Source organism: Enterococcus sp. AN402 (assembly GCF_040719405.1).
Taxonomy (GTDB): Bacteria; Bacillota; Bacilli; order Lactobacillales; family Enterococcaceae; genus Enterococcus; species Enterococcus faecalis.
In genome coordinates, this window is record NZ_JBFDTM010000004.1 from 1,649,449 (window position 1) to 1,665,940 (window position 16,492).

Sequence of the window (16,492 nt, forward strand, 5' to 3'; positions counted from 1 at the left end):
CAATGAGAATTGTTCTTTTTTATTACAATTTATTAGGCGAACTATTATAATAAAAGAGAAGTTATTACTAAGGAGTGAGTCTCATCAAAACACAAGATGCCATAAAAACATTTTTACTTTCAAAGAAAACACAAAAAAAATTGGCTGTCTTTTTATACTTAGCAAAACAAACAAACCTTGATTTATCTAGTGTTGCCCGAAAATTCGATCTTTCTACTAAAAATTTATCAATTTATCTTCGTGAAATTCAAGAAGACTTAGCAACCCTTCCTGAAAATACCTTAGAGATTCAGATCCATCACGGAAAAATTTCATTACATACGACTTCCAATGATTTTCTTTCCCACTATTTTTTATTATTTAATTATTACTGTGTCCATTCTACTGACTTCATTCTTTTTCAAGCAATTATCAAAAAAGAAAACAATTCTGTCTGGAAAGTGAGTCAAGAAACTAATTTTAGCTCATCTTACATTTACAAACGGTTAAATAACATTAATAAACTATTTGGTTTGTATGGAATTTCCGTCCATTTTTCCCCCTCCGCGAGTAAAGTGATTACAGGTTCTGAATTTCAAGTCCTATATGCTTTTCTTGATGTCTACTGGACCATCTTTTTAAATACCTTAGCCTTACCACGTTATACCTCTACTTATTTTGAAGATATACTGACGCAACATATTAACCCAGAAATTCTTGAACGCTTGGAACACGCTTCTCTACTAAAATTAAATTTACTTTTACACATCGCAAAATATCGCTTTCCATATACTTGTGAAGATGATCTCCAAAAAGAATTTGAAGAACATCCTTATTTAAGGCTTTTCTCAGACTCAAAACAAACTATTTTTTGTTCCCAATCAAATTTTTCAGAAGATCAACAGCGGGTTGTAGATATCATTGCACCCATTGCCATTGATAATTTTGATTCAGCAAAACGAGCCAAAGATTTACTGGCTGCTCTAAATGAAATTTCTTGCCCAGAATATTTCTACGTTGATTCTTTATTAACCAATTTTTGCGAAGTTTTTCAAATTCCAAAAATGCGTGAATTTGATCGTCATTACTTCTTACTTATTTTATTTAAAAATATTATCTATAACCAATTATTTATTTCACAGCAACCAAATACCGCAATTCTAGATTTTTTAGTCAATAAAAATAGTACTTATCAAAAAGATTTACAGAAAGAAATCTATGCTTTTTATCAAAACTTTTCAGCGCATTCCCCTTATCAGTTAAGATTTAAGGATCAGGAGAACCCAATTTGGACATGTGAATTGTTGTTACGAATTTATAAGCACTATAGTCCCCGCAAAAAAATTAAAATTGGTGTTGCATATTCTCGCGATTTTTACATTGCTAGCTTTATTATGATGAAAATCAAGCAAGCATTTAGTGAGGATATTATTTTTGAACGAACCGATTTTTCTAGTTGTGATATTGTGATTACTGACTATCCCTTATTTGATTTACCAAAAGAAATTGACCGAATTTACATTTTAGAAGAAGAATTAACCCGAGAAGATTGGGAACTAATTTTCAGTAAAATAAGTATCGCCATTTTTGATTTGCAATATTAAAACAAACAAGCGCTAACTTGTCTCACCAACCATAATGAAAACAAGCGACCTACAAACCACTTCTGCCAGTTTTAGTCTGACAGAAAATAGTTTGTAGGTCGCTTGTATATTACTGTTCTTTTCTATGTTACCTTCAAAGACAATCTAGTAACGTACTTCAGTCCTTAAAGTGCTACGGTTCCACCGCTGATCAGTTTTTAAGCCTGAGACGAAGATCCAAAGTGTTTTTTGTCTCAGGCTCTTACATTTTTTCAACAAAGGTATTGCTAGGCGCTACTTGAAGCTGAAAACTAGTTTCTCTATCGAGATTCCTCATCAGTAGACTCAAATTTAAAACTTTTTTCTATAAAAGCGACTTCTTTTGCGTATGTTTTTACAAAAGAAGAATAGTCTTTGGGATCTTTGACCTTTTCCAATTGGTCAACAGAGACTTCTAATTCAAATCCTGTCCCATCTTTAAAGAGATAATATTTTGAGATGTCTGTATATCCTTGATTCCGTTTTAAAATATAGCCGGTTTGTACATCAGCAATTTTATCAATTGGATATGCTTTGATAAACTCTTTACTTGTATCCAAATAATCAGAAAGACTGTTGACAAGATTGCCAGAAAGGTACATACCTGCCGATGTATAATAGTCTCTTTTTTCATAAAAACTGATATTGCCTAGATATTTTGTATCTGGATACTCCTCTGTAGAAGGTAAAATTAAAAAGTTCTTTCCGCCACTGGTTTCAATATCGGCATCGCCGATAATTTCTATTTGGTAGCCTTGATTAAATAAAAGTTTATTTTGTTCTATTGTGACTTTTAGTGGTTTTTCTAAATCAACAGGTCCAGTTGTGGTAAGTCCAGCTTCTTTTAAAGGATAAACATCTTCTGATGAAGCGGAGTAATCCCAATAATCATCTTTCTCCGCAAGATCAATATATACTATAAAGCCAATTGCTACAGCAATGCCTATCCAAATAATTTTTTTGTTCTTTTTTTGTTTTTTCTTTTTTTTCGTCTGTGGTTTTACCACTTTTTTATTTGGGTTAGGAAGTTGCTTTACTGTGTCTGTTCTTGTGACAGGAAAAAACGACCATTTTGGCTTTTGAAAAAGCGCATCATATGTATCATAAAAATTCTTTTGTTTAGCCATTTTTTCTCTCCACTAATTTTTTTGATAAGGCAATTTCCTCAGATGCTTCGGAGACTAATCTTTCATAATCATCTGTGATACTTTCCGACAACACTCGTATGGTACTTAAGATACCATTGGTTGCAAGTGTTATTTCTTCTGTTGACAATTTATCTTCTTTAATGCTTAAAAACCGTTCTGATGCTCGTAAAATCTCTGGTACCTTATGATATAAAAAATCACTAAAATGAGTAATTGCTTCAGGATACTTCACTAAGTGTTTAAAGATGCCCTTAGCGGAAGCAACACCCAGTTCTACTTGTTCAATTTTTTTTAAATTTCGTGACTTATTCGTTAGTTCGTTTAAATAAATAATTTGTTTTTTTAATTCGTCCATAATTCTTTGGTACATCTCTAGGTCACTGTCCGTTAGATGGTGCGTCGTTTGATATTTTTTTAGATTTTTTTTATAACGGAAATACGTACGACCATTTCTATAAATAACCCAACCGATGTACCCAGCGCCCACTAACAAAACCATTATCCCATTCAAATCATGTACTCCTTTTTAAATTAGTATATATTACTGAACACATTGTCCAGCTTAAAATTGACAAATAAGTATGAAATGTTACTCCCCCACTTACTTGTGCACTTTTATTGTATCATATAGGAAAATTGTTCTGTTCCGCATTTAGACAAATTGTCTAAATGTCTAAGGAAATCTTTTTTGGTTTAATATGTAGCAAAAAAACACTTGCAAGAATTGATTACTTCTCACAAGCGTTTTTTATTGTCTAAAACAACTATTTACATTTCATTTTATTAAATAGTGAATAAATAAATTACTGCAGCTAATGAAGCACCTAAGATAGGTCCCACAATTGGCACCCAAGAATAAGCCCAATCGGAATCACCTTTTGTTTTCACAGGAATAATTTGATGCGCTAAACGAGGTCCTAAATCACGTGCAGGGTTAATTGCATAACCTGTAGGTCCGCCTAATGATAGACCTAGTCCTAAGACCAAAATCCCAACAAGCATTGGGTTAATGCCAGCCGCTAAGTCGTTTTGAGAAAAGGCTAGTAAGCCAAAAACCAAGACAAATGTGCCGATAATTTCTGTTAAAACATTGGCTGGATAGTTACGGACAGCTGGACCAGTGGCGAAGGTTCCTAAAATAGCACCTTTGTCTTCTGTAATGTTCCAATGGGGTAAATAAGCTAACCAGACAACTAAACCACCAATAAAACCGCCTAGGACTTGAGCTACGATATAAGGTAAAACCATGCCCCATTCAAAGTTTCCAGTAATTGCCATCGCAACTGTTACAGCAGGATTTAAATGCGCTGGACTCATATACCCAGACATGTAAACAGCTAATGTAACAGCAGCGCCCCAACCTAAAGCAATAACGACCCAACCAGAAGCAAAGGCTTTGCTTTTCTTCAAGTTAACTGCGGCACAGACGCCATCCCCTAGTAAAACTAAAATCATCGTTCCGAAAAATTCACCGAATAATTGTGTCATCATCGAAGTTCCCATTTTTTCTTCACCCTACTTTCAAATTTTTTAAATCTGATTCTTCAATTACTTTTTCTAATGTTTCAATGTGTCGTGCTCTTTCTTCCGCTGTCCACTGATAATGCTGTGCCATTTCTTCAATGACTCCCGCTTTCACTTGGTCCAAACGATCACGCATAAACAATAAGTGGTTGGTCCGTCGCAATAAAAAGTCGACGGGTGTTAAAGCCATTTCTTCTTCCATCGCATAGTTTAAAGAGACAGTTTCTGTTAAGGTTAAACCAGGAATTACTTTGGCATCATCAATCATTTCAAAAACAGTTGGTACGTTGGAGCCATATAAATGAGCTAAGTATAGTGCATCCTTTTCACTTAACCCTTTAGACACGCCATGTTTTGCCAACGCTTCTAATTCTTCGTCTACCGTTGCAGGGTTCAATTTTCCGCCTGAAACTGGATAGTTTTTAGAATCAATTAAGGTGAATTCTTTCTGGTATTCTTCTGCTAAGATGGTTTGAATCATTTTCATCGCACCTTCTGCCATTTTACGATAATCTGTTAATTTCCCACCAGCCAAAGTGAGCAAGCCATCCGCTGATCTTTCCAATGAGCTGCCTCGAGAGACAGCTGAAGGATTGACTTTATTTTCCACCAAACTGTCTTCCAGATGGTTTAGGACTTCTTCAATTTCTCGTTTATCTGTTTGGTTTTTTTGGTATCTGTCAACGACATCAATGACTTCATCAATACTTTTATCTGAAAGTTTGCCATTGTTTCCCCCGTTATAATCTGAGCCACCGTTAGCAGAAATTAAAGGTCGCAAGCCAGCCCAGCTGGCTTCAATATCATCAATTGTCAATTGTACCTCTGGATAACGATTATTGACTACTTCCAATAGGTAATCCACATCACTTTGTTCTACTGTTGGATGTTGAAAGTCTCCATGGTAATCTGTATCCGTCGTCCCAAAATATGTTTTTTCTTCTCTTGGAACAACGAAGACCATGCGGCCATCTTGTTTACCTGTATCAAAATACGTTGGTTGAGGAACATTTAAACGGCTTTTGTCGACAACTAAATGAACCCCTTTAGTTGGACGCATTTGTGGTGTAAATGAATCATTTTTGTCTAAGCCTCTTAATTTATCTGACCAAGGACCAGTAGTATTAATCACAACATCTGCGTGAATCTCAAACTGTTCGTCAGTTAGTAGGTCCTTTGCTTGAATACCAGTAATTTTACCTTCATCATTGTATAAAAAGCCCACCGCTTGAACCCGACTCACAGCATGTGCCCCGTCAGCTACTGCTTGTTTAATATTTTCAATAACTAAACGAGCATCATTATTTCGGTAATCTAAATAAACACCGCCACCTTGTAGACCTTCACTTTTTAGTTGTGGCTCACGTGCCAAAACCTCGTCTTTTGTTAACAAATAGTTGGCGTACTTGGTACCTGTTACATCAGCTAACTGATCATATAAATCCATTGCTATTTTGACAGAAAATAGATTAAATGTTGCATTTGGCTCATCATAAATTGGCAATAACATGGGATCCGCTTTAGGGATGTGTGGCGCAATGGATTGAACGACGGCTCGTTCTTTCACTGTATCTGCTACCACCTCCACGTCAAACGTTTTCAAATAGCGGATACCACCATGAACTAATTTGGTTGATCGTGAAGAGGTGCCCTCTGCGAAATCCTGCATTTCAATTAACCCTGTCTTCATTTTAGCGGCACTGGCTTGCAGGGCAACGCCTGCGCCAGTAATGCCACCACCAATAATTAAGACATCTAAGTGTTGTGTTTTTAAAGCGTCGATTGATTGTCGGCGTGTTTCTATTGAGAAAGTCATAGAAAATTCCCCTTTTCCATTTACTTATTTTTACGTTTGAATTGTTGGGTAGCTGCTACTGCTTGTTGCCAACCTTCATATAAATCTTCTCGTTCTTCTTCCGCCATAATTGGTTCAAATTGTTGTCCTTCTTCTTGGAATGCTTTGATTTCTTCTAAGTCTTTCCAGAAGCCAACCGCTAAGCCCGCCAAGAAAGCTGCGCCTAAGGCCGTTGTTTCTAAGTTATGGGCTCTTTGAACAGCAGTGTTTAAAATATCTGCTTGGAATTGCATCAAGAAATCATTGTTTGCTGCTCCACCGTCTACTTTTAAGACGGGAATATCTATGCCTGTATCTTCTTTCATCGTGTCAATAATGTCACGAACTTGATACGCAACTGCTTGAAGTGTCGCTTTGACAAAATCTTCTCTCGTGGTACCGCGTGTTAATCCAAAGACAGCCCCACGCGCTTGTGAATCCCAATATGGTGCGCCCAAACCAGTGAATGCCGGAACCACATAAACTTCATTGTGCCCTGTTGACGCTTTGGCTACTGCTTCAGATTCAGCAGCCGTTTGCAACATTTTTAAGCCATCTCGTAACCATTGAATCGCTGAACCAGCCACGAAGATACTTCCTTCCAAGGCATAATATACTTTGCCGTTAATGCCATAGCCAATAGTGGTAAGCAGATTATTTTTAGAAAGTTGAGGTTCTTCGCCAGTGTTCATGACAATAAATGAGCCTGTTCCATAGGTATTTTTAACCATCCCAGGTTCAAAGGCCATTTGACCAAATAAAGCGGCTTGTTGGTCACCAGCCATCCCAGCGATAGGAACTTCACTTCCGTAAAAATGGTAATTTTTTGTTAATCCATACACTTCAGAGTTCGAAACGACTTTCGGTAACATCACTCGTGGGATATTTAAAAGATCCAAAATTTCTTGATCCCAATCTAAATCATGGATATTAAACAACATCGTCCGGCTTGCATTTGAATAATCAGTGACATGAGTATCTCCCGTTAATTTCCAAACGAGCCAAGTGTCAATTGTTCCAAACATCAATTCTCCATTTTCTGCACGTTCTTGCGCACCTTCTACGTGATCTAAGATCCAACGAACCTTCGTTGCTGAGAAATAAGCATCAATGATTAACCCAGTTTTTTCATGAATCATTTCGCTGTAGCCATCTTCTTTTAGTTGATCAGCAATAGGTGTCGTTTGGCGTGATTGCCAAACAATTGCGTTATAAATGGGTAACCCAGTTGCTTTGTCCCAAACAACGGTTGTTTCCCGTTGGTTTGTAATCCCAATTCCGGCAATATCCGTTGGTTTCACTCCTGACTCAATTAGAGAACCTGCAATAACGGATTGAACAGAATTCCAAATTTCATTGGCATTATGTTCCACCCAGCCTGCATTAGGAAAATATTGAGTAAATTCCTTTTGTGAACTACCAATTTTGTTTCCTTTTTTATCAAAAATAATTGCACGAGAACTAGTCGTTCCTTGATCAATCGCCATAATGTATTTTTCTTCTGCCATGATAATTCCTCCTAAACGTTTTTGAAATCGTTTTCTTTATGTTCCTATCTTACAAACAAAAGAATAACTAAACATGTCAAAAACTTTTTTTATTTTAAAAAAATTGAAAGGATTTCTACTAAAACCAACAAAGACAACGCTTTCAATAATACTTTTATTATCTCTAATTTTTCAATAAAAAGAAACATTTTTGTTTAAAAAAGCCTAATTTTCGACTTTTAATTGTAAAAAGGCTGGTGCGAGGATCAGACAATTTCCGTCACACCAACCTTTTGTTTATTTCTCCCGCAAGGTGCGTATTTTCTTTTTTAATTGTTGCACATCATAGGTCGAACTTAATTCTGACAAAACATAGACTTCCGGTGTTCCTTGATAGCTCGTTTGCTGATAATTGGTCACAATTAAATCATATGTTTGTTCAGGCTGATACCTCTCCACCAGCGTGCCATTCATATTTTTAAGACTAAGCATTAATACTTGTGTTAACGCCGCTTGATAAAGAGCATCCATTGCTAAGTGAATTCCAATTTTTATTTCACCAATCATTTTAAATTCAATTAATGCCAACACGCTTAAATATTTGACCAGAGAAAGTTCATGCAAACTATCTCCTGGTTGATACGTTTCATCAAAACAAGCTAAAGCTTTTTCTAATAACGTTGTTGAAAAAGAAGCTAATTCCCGACTAGATAATTGCTGTTCTTTTTCCCAGATATGGGCCCGATCAAAAACTTCCAATTCTCCTTTAAAAAAATACAGTTTTCCATGAATTTGTGAAAAATAGTAAGCCATGGTTTTCTCAAGAATAGGTTCAAATTTATGGGGCCGATAATACAAGACCACATTTTCCAAGATAAACGTATCAGCTAAAGAAACAGCGGAACGACGTCCCCGAATTAAGGAATATTCATCAAAAGCTGATTCTGGTAAGACCGACATTGTGATTAGAAAAACAAAATGAATCATGCTTTCTCCTTCATCTAATTCTAATGAATAACGACTAGAAAAACGGAAAAACAATTGTCGAACTTGCTTAAATAACGGATCTTCTTTAAAATCAATCATTTTCTTTCTCAATTGTTGATATTTTTTTGAAGTGACCGCTAGGCGCTTTTTCGTAATACTCAACCAAAGGCTAACTTTTAACGCATTATGTTCATTAAAAGTAAAACCTAAGCCAGTCTCAATCCCTTCAATTATCCGTTTATTTAACGGCGACATCGTTTTTTTCTGGTGTATTTCATAGGGAGTAATATACCAATACAACTGAAAGTAAAAGTAACGAATCTGCAATTCTTCTCCCTGTAGTTGTCCATTTTTTATTTGCAAATCAAAGGCGGCTAACAATTGATTGAGTTCCTTAATCTTTCGAAATAAAGAAGACTCACTAATCATAAATTTAGTCGTTAATTGAACAATAGAAAACTCTTTATTACGATATAAATAATCTAAAAGTTGAAATTTAAGAGACTCTTTTACAAATGCTTCAATTAAATGATTCAACGAAAAAAAATCCGATAAGGTGATTGATAGCTGTTGGCCATCATAAGTAAGCTGACAATCCTGTCCAAAAGGTTTCAAAAAATAATGTAAATCCTCTAAGTCTTTTTCAAAAGAGGCTTTTGTGACCGCTAAAAACGCTGTTAAATCAGAGACTGAGCAGGTGCCGCCTGCTAAGATGGTTTGTTGTACCGTTAATAATTGTCGCATCGCTTTCTTTTCCAATAACGTCTCAACTTTCATCGTTCTCTCTCCAATAAGCCGAAGCACCCATCAAATTTGTAATATCATAAATATTGGTTAAGGCAGGTTGATAAAAATAATCTTTTTGTAATAGGTCTGTCAGTGTCTGAGCTGTTTGGATACTTAATGCTAACGTATTTATTTTTTCTAAACAGTTATTTTTTGAACAAAGCTGTGCACCAAGGACCCGTTGCGTCACTTTATCATAGATTAATTTGCCTAAAATTTCTGTCCCATGTTGTAGAGGCGGCGCTGGCTGTCTAACAATTACGGAAGCAAGTGTTTGCGGAAAAAATAAACCTTCCGTTTCGGTTAGACCTGTACTAGCAAGGTAATAGTCCCCCACTTTTGTTCCCATTGTTCGCAAAGAGCCAATGAATCGGTGTGTTTTTTCTTCTAAATTGTTGGCGACTACTAAGCCAGTTCGTACCGCATTGTTTACTAACGGAGCATAAAAAGTTTCCGCGACTGGTTCATTCATAACTGAAATGCAATCTCCGATGGCAAAAACATTCGGCACTGAAGTTTGTAAATAAGCATCCACCGCGATTGTCTGATCCAGATTTCGTTGAATTTTTTTATCTAAATAGGCTAATTGAGGATGTAAGTTTAAAGCAAAAATCCCACTGTCACAAGAAATTTCCTGCTCGCTTGTTTCAAGAACAATACCATTTGCTGTTTCTTCAATTCCTAGGACCGTTTCTTCAAAATGGAAAATTACTGCTTGTTTTTCCAAAGATTTTTGAACTTCTGCAACCATTTCTTTATCAAAATATTTAGGCAATAGATTTTCCAAGCTTTCAAAGACATGGACCGTTTTCTTCATTTTCACAAGAAAATCAATAGCTTCCATTCCAATGGGTCCTGCACCAATGACGGCTACTGTCTGGCTCTTTTCCAGTAATGGAACAGCCGCTAAAGCACCTGATAAAAATTTATATTTGAGTAGTTTTTCTGTTTGACTACCACGAATTTGCGTGGAAAACTGGCTCGCGCCTGTCGCTAAAATCAATTTATCATAAGAATACCACTGTTGCTCTTCCTTTTGTGCCCAAGCAATCAATTGGTTCTCAACATCCATTGCCACGACTTCTCTATTTAAAAGCAACTGAATCTTTTGACGACGTAATTCCTCTTCCGTTATGTAACGTGCTTCGTGTAATTCATTGATGGTATGATTAAAATACGCACTTAAGCCACCAGATAAATACCCCACTGTTGCTTGTTTATCAATTAAAGAAATTTCTGCTTGGGGATATTTTTTCCTTGAAGCAATTGCTGCGGAAATACCTGCGAATGATGCACCAATAATCACAATTTTCATTTGTTTCCTCCTCTGTCAGGACCTACTATACTTCTCTCAGTTTATCATGATTAAAAAGAATGCTAAAGCAACAACTATAGTTTTCACTTAAAATAATTATTTTTGCTGAGCGCATTGCTTTTCAAGCACTTTCATTTTCATTTATAATAAATGTTACTACTGTTTGAGGAGGAGTTTTCATGTCTGCAACAAAAGAGCAATTGGAACTATTTTTATTTTATTTATCTGAAACCCATACAAAAAGTTTATCTTTACATGACTTAGTTACAAGTCGACCACGCCCAGAAGAAGCGCGTATTTTATTAAATATTAACGAGGTTTTCACTTACTACCATAGCGCTCGTGTTCTCTACACAAGTGTTCCTGCTCTTGAAAACAACAAGTCTGAGCCTTTTTTCCAAGCCTTCGAAAATTTTTATTTTGAATTAAAACAACATTTTTTCAATGAAGAAGATGAAACCCATCAATTGAATGAACGTCTAGAGGAAATGAAAATTGCCTTTGAACAATTGACGGATGACTACAATGTTCTATAATAGAAGAGAACAATTCGTTGAGAAGGGGTCCTTATGAAGCAAGAAGAAGTGATTGAACGTTTAAAAGAAGAACTAAATTTGCCATTTTTTAATGGTACGCTAGAAGAAAAGAACTATTCTGAAGCAGATTATCAACAAATCAAGAAAGAGTTAATTCAATACTTTGATGATTATGTGCGAAATGTTGAAAATTAACAAGCTAAAACAACCTTTGATTTTAATAAAATCAAAGGTTGTTTTATTATTAAATAAAAAAATAACAAAAAAACCACCGGCAGTTTTGCCGATGGAAAAGGAGTATTTACTCAATAAGAGTAAAATGAAAAATAAAAAGGTTGTTGTTGGTATGAATTAATAATACAATACACTTTCTCTTTTGTCCATAAAAAAGACATGAAAAAAATATTAAATTCGTTAGTTATTTTTATTAGTTTTTTATTTTTTCAAAAGAATGTTGCTCATTCGCGTAATGGCAAAGGTTAATTCATCCGTTGCTTGGTCTTGCTTTTCTTCTGAAGCGTTAAATAATTCTGCATCAATACCTGTTTCTGGATCTGTTGCTAAAATCATTTCATTGCATCCTGCTACATATTCTGTATAAGCATGTTGAAATTTTTTGTGAATGCCAAGTACTTGTGGTGTTGGTTTTAATGTTCCGACTTTTTTGAGCATTAATTCATATTTTTCAGTACCTTCTTTAAATTTTGCTTGAATTTCTGCAATTCGTTCGGCTGTTAAATCATTCACTTTATTCTTATCGATCGCTTGACGAACTTCTTCGTAATATGGATTCATGACTTCGCCAATATCTTCTGTTGTTTTAACGATATCATTAATTGTTTGAACGTAAAATCCTAAATTTGGTCTCATAACCATCCCTCTTTTCCCTTTTCTCTTTCACTCCATTTTACACTTTTTCTATTCCATCTGACAAGTGGCACTTTTTCAGTCTTTATTCTTTTGATTTTTAACAGAGAAAACATAGTGAGGCATCGTTTTGCCACGATATGTTTTAATGTATCGATCCCTAACAAGCATCTGGTTTCGAATAGCGACATTCATAGAGGCTAAGTTCGTATCACGAATCGTTGAAATAACTTCTGGAAAATTTAATACATCGAATGCGTACTGTTTTGTCGCTGCGGCAGCTTCAATCGCATACCCTTTGTGCCATTCTTTCCCACATAAATGATAACCAATTTCTGGATAGCTCTTGCCTTTTACTAATTGATTGGTGAGACCACACTCGCCGATAACTTCGCCTGTTCGTTTCTTCTCTAACGCCCATAAGCCGTAGCCGTATTCTTGATAGGACTGTAAGTTCCACTTTAGCCAGTTTGCAACCTCTTCATCAGAAAAAGCGTGTTCATAGGCATACATCACATTTTCATCTTGCAAAAATTTTTTCAATTCCACTTCATCTTCCGACTGCCATTCTCTGACAATAAGTCGTTGTGTTTCGAAAATAATTTTCCGTTTCAAGCCCTTTCACTCCTTACATAAAGAAAAATTGACTGGTTTAAGTACCAGCCAATTTTCTTTTCTTATTTATTAAGCACCTTTACCTGCTTTACGTTGGAAGAACTTCACAATTTCCACAATTGGGATGATAGCAAAAGAAGTACCTGCTACAATTGCCCATTGATATGCATCTAAATGTGTGACGCTGAATAAATCATTAAATCCTGGAATAACAATCGTTGCAGCTAATAGCAAGAACGAAACAAGAATCCCATAGTTAAATGATTTGTTGCGGAATAAGCCAACTTTGAAAATTGATTGATAAATCGACTTCACATTAAAGGCATGGAACAATTGAATTAATCCCAAAGTAGCGAAGGCCATGGTTAAAGCATCGCCGTGTTGTAAATCATACAACGCTTGCGCCGATAAGTTTGTGTTAGCTGCGGTATGTGCTGGGAACATAATTGACATTTTATACACAATCAAAGTCAATGCCCCTTGCGTAATCCCTTGATAAACAACACTGCTTAAAACGCCGCCAGAGAAGAAGTTCGATTTTTTACCACGAGGTTCATGGCTCATCACATCACGTTCTGCTGGTTCCACACCTAACGCAATCGCTGGGAAAGTATCCGTTACTAAGTTAATCCACAATAAGTGAACAGGTAACAAGGTATCCCAATTGAGCATTGTTGCAATAAACAAGGTTAATACTTCCCCTAAGTTAGCTGAAAGTAAATATTGAATCGTTTTTTGGATATTTGAAAAGACTTTACGCCCTTCTTCTACTGCCACAATAATTGTTGAAAAGTTATCATCGGCAAGGACCATATCTGAAGCACCTTTTGATACTTCTGTTCCGGTAATTCCCATACCAATCCCGATGTCAGCAGCTTTTAAGGCTGGAGCATCATTTACGCCATCACCAGTCATCGCAACCACTTTTCCTTCTTGTTGCCACGCTTTAACAATCCGAACCTTGTGTTCTGGTGAAACACGAGCATAGACAGAGTAGTGTCCCACGACTTGTGCGAATTTTTCATCTGACAATTCATTTAATTCAGCGCCTGTAATGACGGCATCGTCGTCACCTTCTTTGATGATGCCTAAACGTGCCGCAATTGCTTCTGCTGTATCACGGTGGTCACCCGTAATCATAATTGGACGAATACCCGCTTCTTTCGCGACTTTTACAGCATCTGCAGCTTCTTTTCTTTCTGGGTCAATCATACCGACTAAACCAGCAAATGTTAAATCTTTTTCCACAAGTTCAGAACTCATTTCGGCTGGAATCGTCTCAACATATTTATAAGCCATTCCTAAAACACGTAAGGCTTGTTTCGCTAATGAGGTGTTGGTTTTCAAAATTTCTTGACGTTTTGTTTCATCTAATGGACTTGTTTCTCCATTTGATAAGATTTCCGTACAACGTTTCAATAATTCATCTGGTGCACCTTTGACAGAAACTAGGAAGCCACCTGTTTTTAATTCATGAACAGTAGTCATTAATTTACGATCAGAGTCAAAAGGAATCTCTGCCACACGAGGTTCAGCTGCTACTTTTTCGGTTACGTTAAACGCATGATCTAAACCAAATTGTACTAAGGCAGTTTCTGTTGGGTCACCAATTAATGAACCATCTTGAGCGATTTTTGTATCATTCGTAAAGTTCATGATTTTTAAAGCCATATTATCAGCAGGGATTTCTGTGGAAGCAGATAACACTTGACCATCTGTATACAACGCTTCAACGGTCATTTGATTTAAGGTTAACGTACCTGTTTTATCTGAACAGATAATATCTGTACTTCCTAATGTTTCAACGGCTGGTAACTTACGGACAATCGCATTTTTCTTGGCCATTTTTTGAGTCCCTAAAGCCAAAATAATTGTGACAATCGCTGGTAATCCTTCTGGAATTGCCGCTACAGCTAACGAAATTGACGTTAATAACATGTCAATCCATGAACGACCATTCATCATTCCTACCACAAACATCACCGCTGCAATGACTAAAATGGCAATTGTTAACATTTTACCCAATTGGTTTAAGTTTTGTTTTAAAGGCGTTTCCGTTTCTTGTTCGCTTGCTAGCATGCCAGCAATTTTACCGACTTCTGTATTCATTCCTGTGCCAACCACAACGCCAAGACCACGTCCATACGTCACATTACTATTGGAATAAGCCATATTGATTCGGTCACCGATACCAATATCGGTTCCCTCTAAGATGGTTACTTCTTTTTCAACTGGAACAGATTCACCGGTTAACGCTGCTTCTTCAATTTTTAAGCTATTCGCTTCCAATAAACGTAAATCAGCTGGAACGACATCACCTGCTTCTAATAAAACAATGTCGCCTGGTACTAATTCATCACTTTTAACAGTAATGACATGTCCATCACGGCGAACATTCGCATTTGGTGAAGACATTTCTTTTAATGCTTCAATGGCTTGTTCCGCTTTGGCTTCTTGAATGACCCCAAAGATGGCGTTCAAGATAACAACCACTAAGATGATAATCGAGTCTACCACATCATGGGAAAAGACGGCTGAAATGACCGCTGCCGCTAATAAAACAATAATCATAAAATCTTTGAATTGCTCAAAGAATTTCACGGCAAGTGATTTTTTCTTCCCTTCATCTAGCACATTTTCCCCGTACGTTTCTAAACGCTTTTGAGCCTCCTGTGCACTTAATCCATCAGTTGTTGTGTTCATTTTCTCCAAAACAACTGTGTCGTCTTGTGCGTAAAACGCTTCAGACAATTGTGTTTTCTTTTCTTCTGACATGTTCTTCCTCCTCTATTTTTTGCAGCATCCTTCAAGTACTATTTTACATTTCATCAAAAATAAATGAAAAAAAATAGACTTGTGTATGCTACTTCGTCGAACATACATAAGTCTCACCGTTTAAGACAACACCAGAAATTGCTTTCGGAGTTGGTGATGTTGTCACAGCATAAATACTGTCAGTTACTCCCTCATGAAAAAACTATTTAACATTGATTGGAGAACCAATGTTATGAATAATTACTTAATTAGTATACCGTTTTCCACTCTTTTTTTCAAATAAAAGTTCTGCTCATTTGAAAAAAACTGAAATCCTTTCATTCGGATTCCAGTTTCTTGATTTGTATTCGTAAAATACGCTGTTGTCCCCGCTTTCTCGACCAACTAATAACCCAAGAAAGTAAGAAAAGACTAATCACGGTTCCTTCACGAACAAAAATCGGCAAATGATAACTAATGGACAATCCTAGTGCCAAACTGACACAAAAAATATCAACTAAATAACGATAAAACTGAAAACTATAGCGCGTTCTTTCAGAAATAAGTGTACAAAATTTTTCAATAGGAAATTGCAAAACACCTAGCGCAACTACCTGTCCTGTCCCGATTCCTGCTATGATTGTCCCTAAAATAAATAGAACAATTTTAACCAAATAATTTTGAAAAACAAGCGAACCAAATAATTGATATAAGAAAAAATTAATGACAAAACCAAAGCCAATTAACGCCACCAAAATAATCAAATAGTCCTGAATTTTACGCTGCTGATCTAACAACCAACACGTGCCTAAAAAAGCTAAATTGATAGCTGTGGTAACAGTTCCGACTTTTAAATGAGTAAGTGTTGCAAAGGTCACATTAAATGCATTAAAACTACTAACTCCAATGCCTGCTTGAATTGTCAAACTGATGCCCAATGCACTAATTAAATAAAAAAGAAACGATAGCACAATTTTTTTCTTCCACATTATAAAAACTCCTCTACTCTTGATACGTCTATTATGTGCTACAATAGAA

General features: G+C 36.1%; 14 protein-coding genes. 3 read left to right on the top strand and 11 right to left on the bottom strand.

All coding sequences use genetic code 11. From position 1 onward, the window contains the following. Positions 1 to 74 precede the first annotated feature (74 nt). Positions 75 to 1,583: a helix-turn-helix domain-containing protein gene (locus tag AB1I62_RS09420; RefSeq protein WP_367019254.1), complete on the top strand. Its 1,509-nt coding sequence runs from the start codon at positions 75 to 77 to the stop codon at positions 1,581 to 1,583. Between the two features lie 299 nt (positions 1,584 to 1,882). Here AB1I62_RS09420 and AB1I62_RS09425 read toward each other — a convergent pair whose 3' ends face one another. The 7 genes from AB1I62_RS09425 to AB1I62_RS09455 form a co-directional block, all read right to left on the bottom strand. Beyond that, positions 1,883 to 2,728 (bottom strand): hypothetical protein, encoded by an 846-nt coding sequence (locus tag AB1I62_RS09425; RefSeq protein ID WP_002365799.1) that lies wholly within the window; start codon positions 2,726 to 2,728, stop codon positions 1,883 to 1,885. Further along, positions 2,721 to 3,248 carry a 5-bromo-4-chloroindolyl phosphate hydrolysis family protein gene (locus AB1I62_RS09430; RefSeq protein WP_048737323.1) on the bottom strand — a complete coding sequence of 176 codons (528 nt, stop codon included), beginning with the start codon at positions 3,246 to 3,248 and terminating at the stop codon, positions 2,721 to 2,723. Before AB1I62_RS09430 ends, AB1I62_RS09425 begins: the two co-directional genes overlap by 8 nt. Before the next feature lie 284 nt (positions 3,249 to 3,532). Further along, positions 3,533 to 4,252 carry an MIP/aquaporin family protein gene (locus AB1I62_RS09435; RefSeq protein ID WP_002357140.1) on the bottom strand — a complete coding sequence of 240 codons (720 nt, stop codon included), beginning with the start codon at positions 4,250 to 4,252 and terminating at the stop codon, positions 3,533 to 3,535. 7 nt (positions 4,253 to 4,259) lie between these two features. Continuing rightward, the gene (glpO, locus tag AB1I62_RS09440) at positions 4,260 to 6,089 is read right to left on the bottom strand and encodes a type 1 glycerol-3-phosphate oxidase (protein WP_002379559.1); all 1,830 of its coding nucleotides are present in this window, start codon (positions 6,087 to 6,089) and stop codon (positions 4,260 to 4,262) included. A 20-nt stretch (positions 6,090 to 6,109) separates the two neighbouring features. Further along, positions 6,110 to 7,615 (bottom strand): glycerol kinase GlpK, encoded by a 1,506-nt coding sequence (gene glpK / locus AB1I62_RS09445; protein ID WP_002357138.1) that lies wholly within the window; start codon positions 7,613 to 7,615, stop codon positions 6,110 to 6,112. A gap of 276 nt (positions 7,616 to 7,891) precedes the next feature. Further along, positions 7,892 to 9,358: a helix-turn-helix domain-containing protein gene (locus tag AB1I62_RS09450; protein ID WP_048737310.1), complete on the bottom strand. Its 1,467-nt coding sequence runs from the start codon at positions 9,356 to 9,358 to the stop codon at positions 7,892 to 7,894. Continuing rightward, positions 9,348 to 10,682: an FAD-dependent oxidoreductase gene (locus AB1I62_RS09455; protein ID WP_048737313.1), complete on the bottom strand. Its 1,335-nt coding sequence runs from the start codon at positions 10,680 to 10,682 to the stop codon at positions 9,348 to 9,350. Before AB1I62_RS09455 ends, AB1I62_RS09450 begins: the two co-directional genes overlap by 11 nt. Before the next feature lie 179 nt (positions 10,683 to 10,861). Between AB1I62_RS09455 and AB1I62_RS09460 the strand changes: the two genes are divergently transcribed. Together AB1I62_RS09460 and AB1I62_RS09465 are read left to right on the top strand one after the other, a co-directional pair. Further along, positions 10,862 to 11,218, top strand: coding sequence for a hypothetical protein (locus AB1I62_RS09460; RefSeq protein WP_002365807.1), 357 nt, complete (start codon positions 10,862 to 10,864; stop codon positions 11,216 to 11,218). 33 nt (positions 11,219 to 11,251) lie between these two features. Continuing rightward, on the top strand, positions 11,252 to 11,413 hold the full coding sequence (locus tag AB1I62_RS09465; protein ID WP_002357133.1) for a hypothetical protein: 162 nt from the start codon (positions 11,252 to 11,254) through the stop codon (positions 11,411 to 11,413). A gap of 240 nt (positions 11,414 to 11,653) precedes the next feature. On the opposite strand, the gene AB1I62_RS09470 is transcribed toward AB1I62_RS09465, so the two are convergent. The 4 genes from AB1I62_RS09470 to AB1I62_RS09485 all read right to left on the bottom strand — a co-directional run bounded on the left by AB1I62_RS09470 (position 11,654) and on the right by AB1I62_RS09485 (position 16,443). Further along, complete coding sequence (locus tag AB1I62_RS09470; RefSeq protein WP_002384384.1) at positions 11,654 to 12,094, bottom strand: hypothetical protein; 441 nt, start codon at positions 12,092 to 12,094, stop codon at positions 11,654 to 11,656. A 69-nt stretch (positions 12,095 to 12,163) separates the two neighbouring features. Then, entirely contained in the window at positions 12,164 to 12,700 is a 537-nt protein-coding gene (locus AB1I62_RS09475; protein WP_002370982.1) for a GNAT family N-acetyltransferase, read from the bottom strand. Between the two features lie 69 nt (positions 12,701 to 12,769). Next, entirely contained in the window at positions 12,770 to 15,475 is a 2,706-nt protein-coding gene (locus AB1I62_RS09480) for a cation-translocating P-type ATPase (protein WP_002377094.1), read from the bottom strand. Positions 15,476 to 15,792: 317 nt separating this feature from the next. Next, positions 15,793 to 16,443, bottom strand: coding sequence for a YitT family protein (locus tag AB1I62_RS09485; RefSeq protein WP_002364152.1), 651 nt, complete (start codon positions 16,441 to 16,443; stop codon positions 15,793 to 15,795). Positions 16,444 to 16,492: the final 49 nt, after the last annotated feature.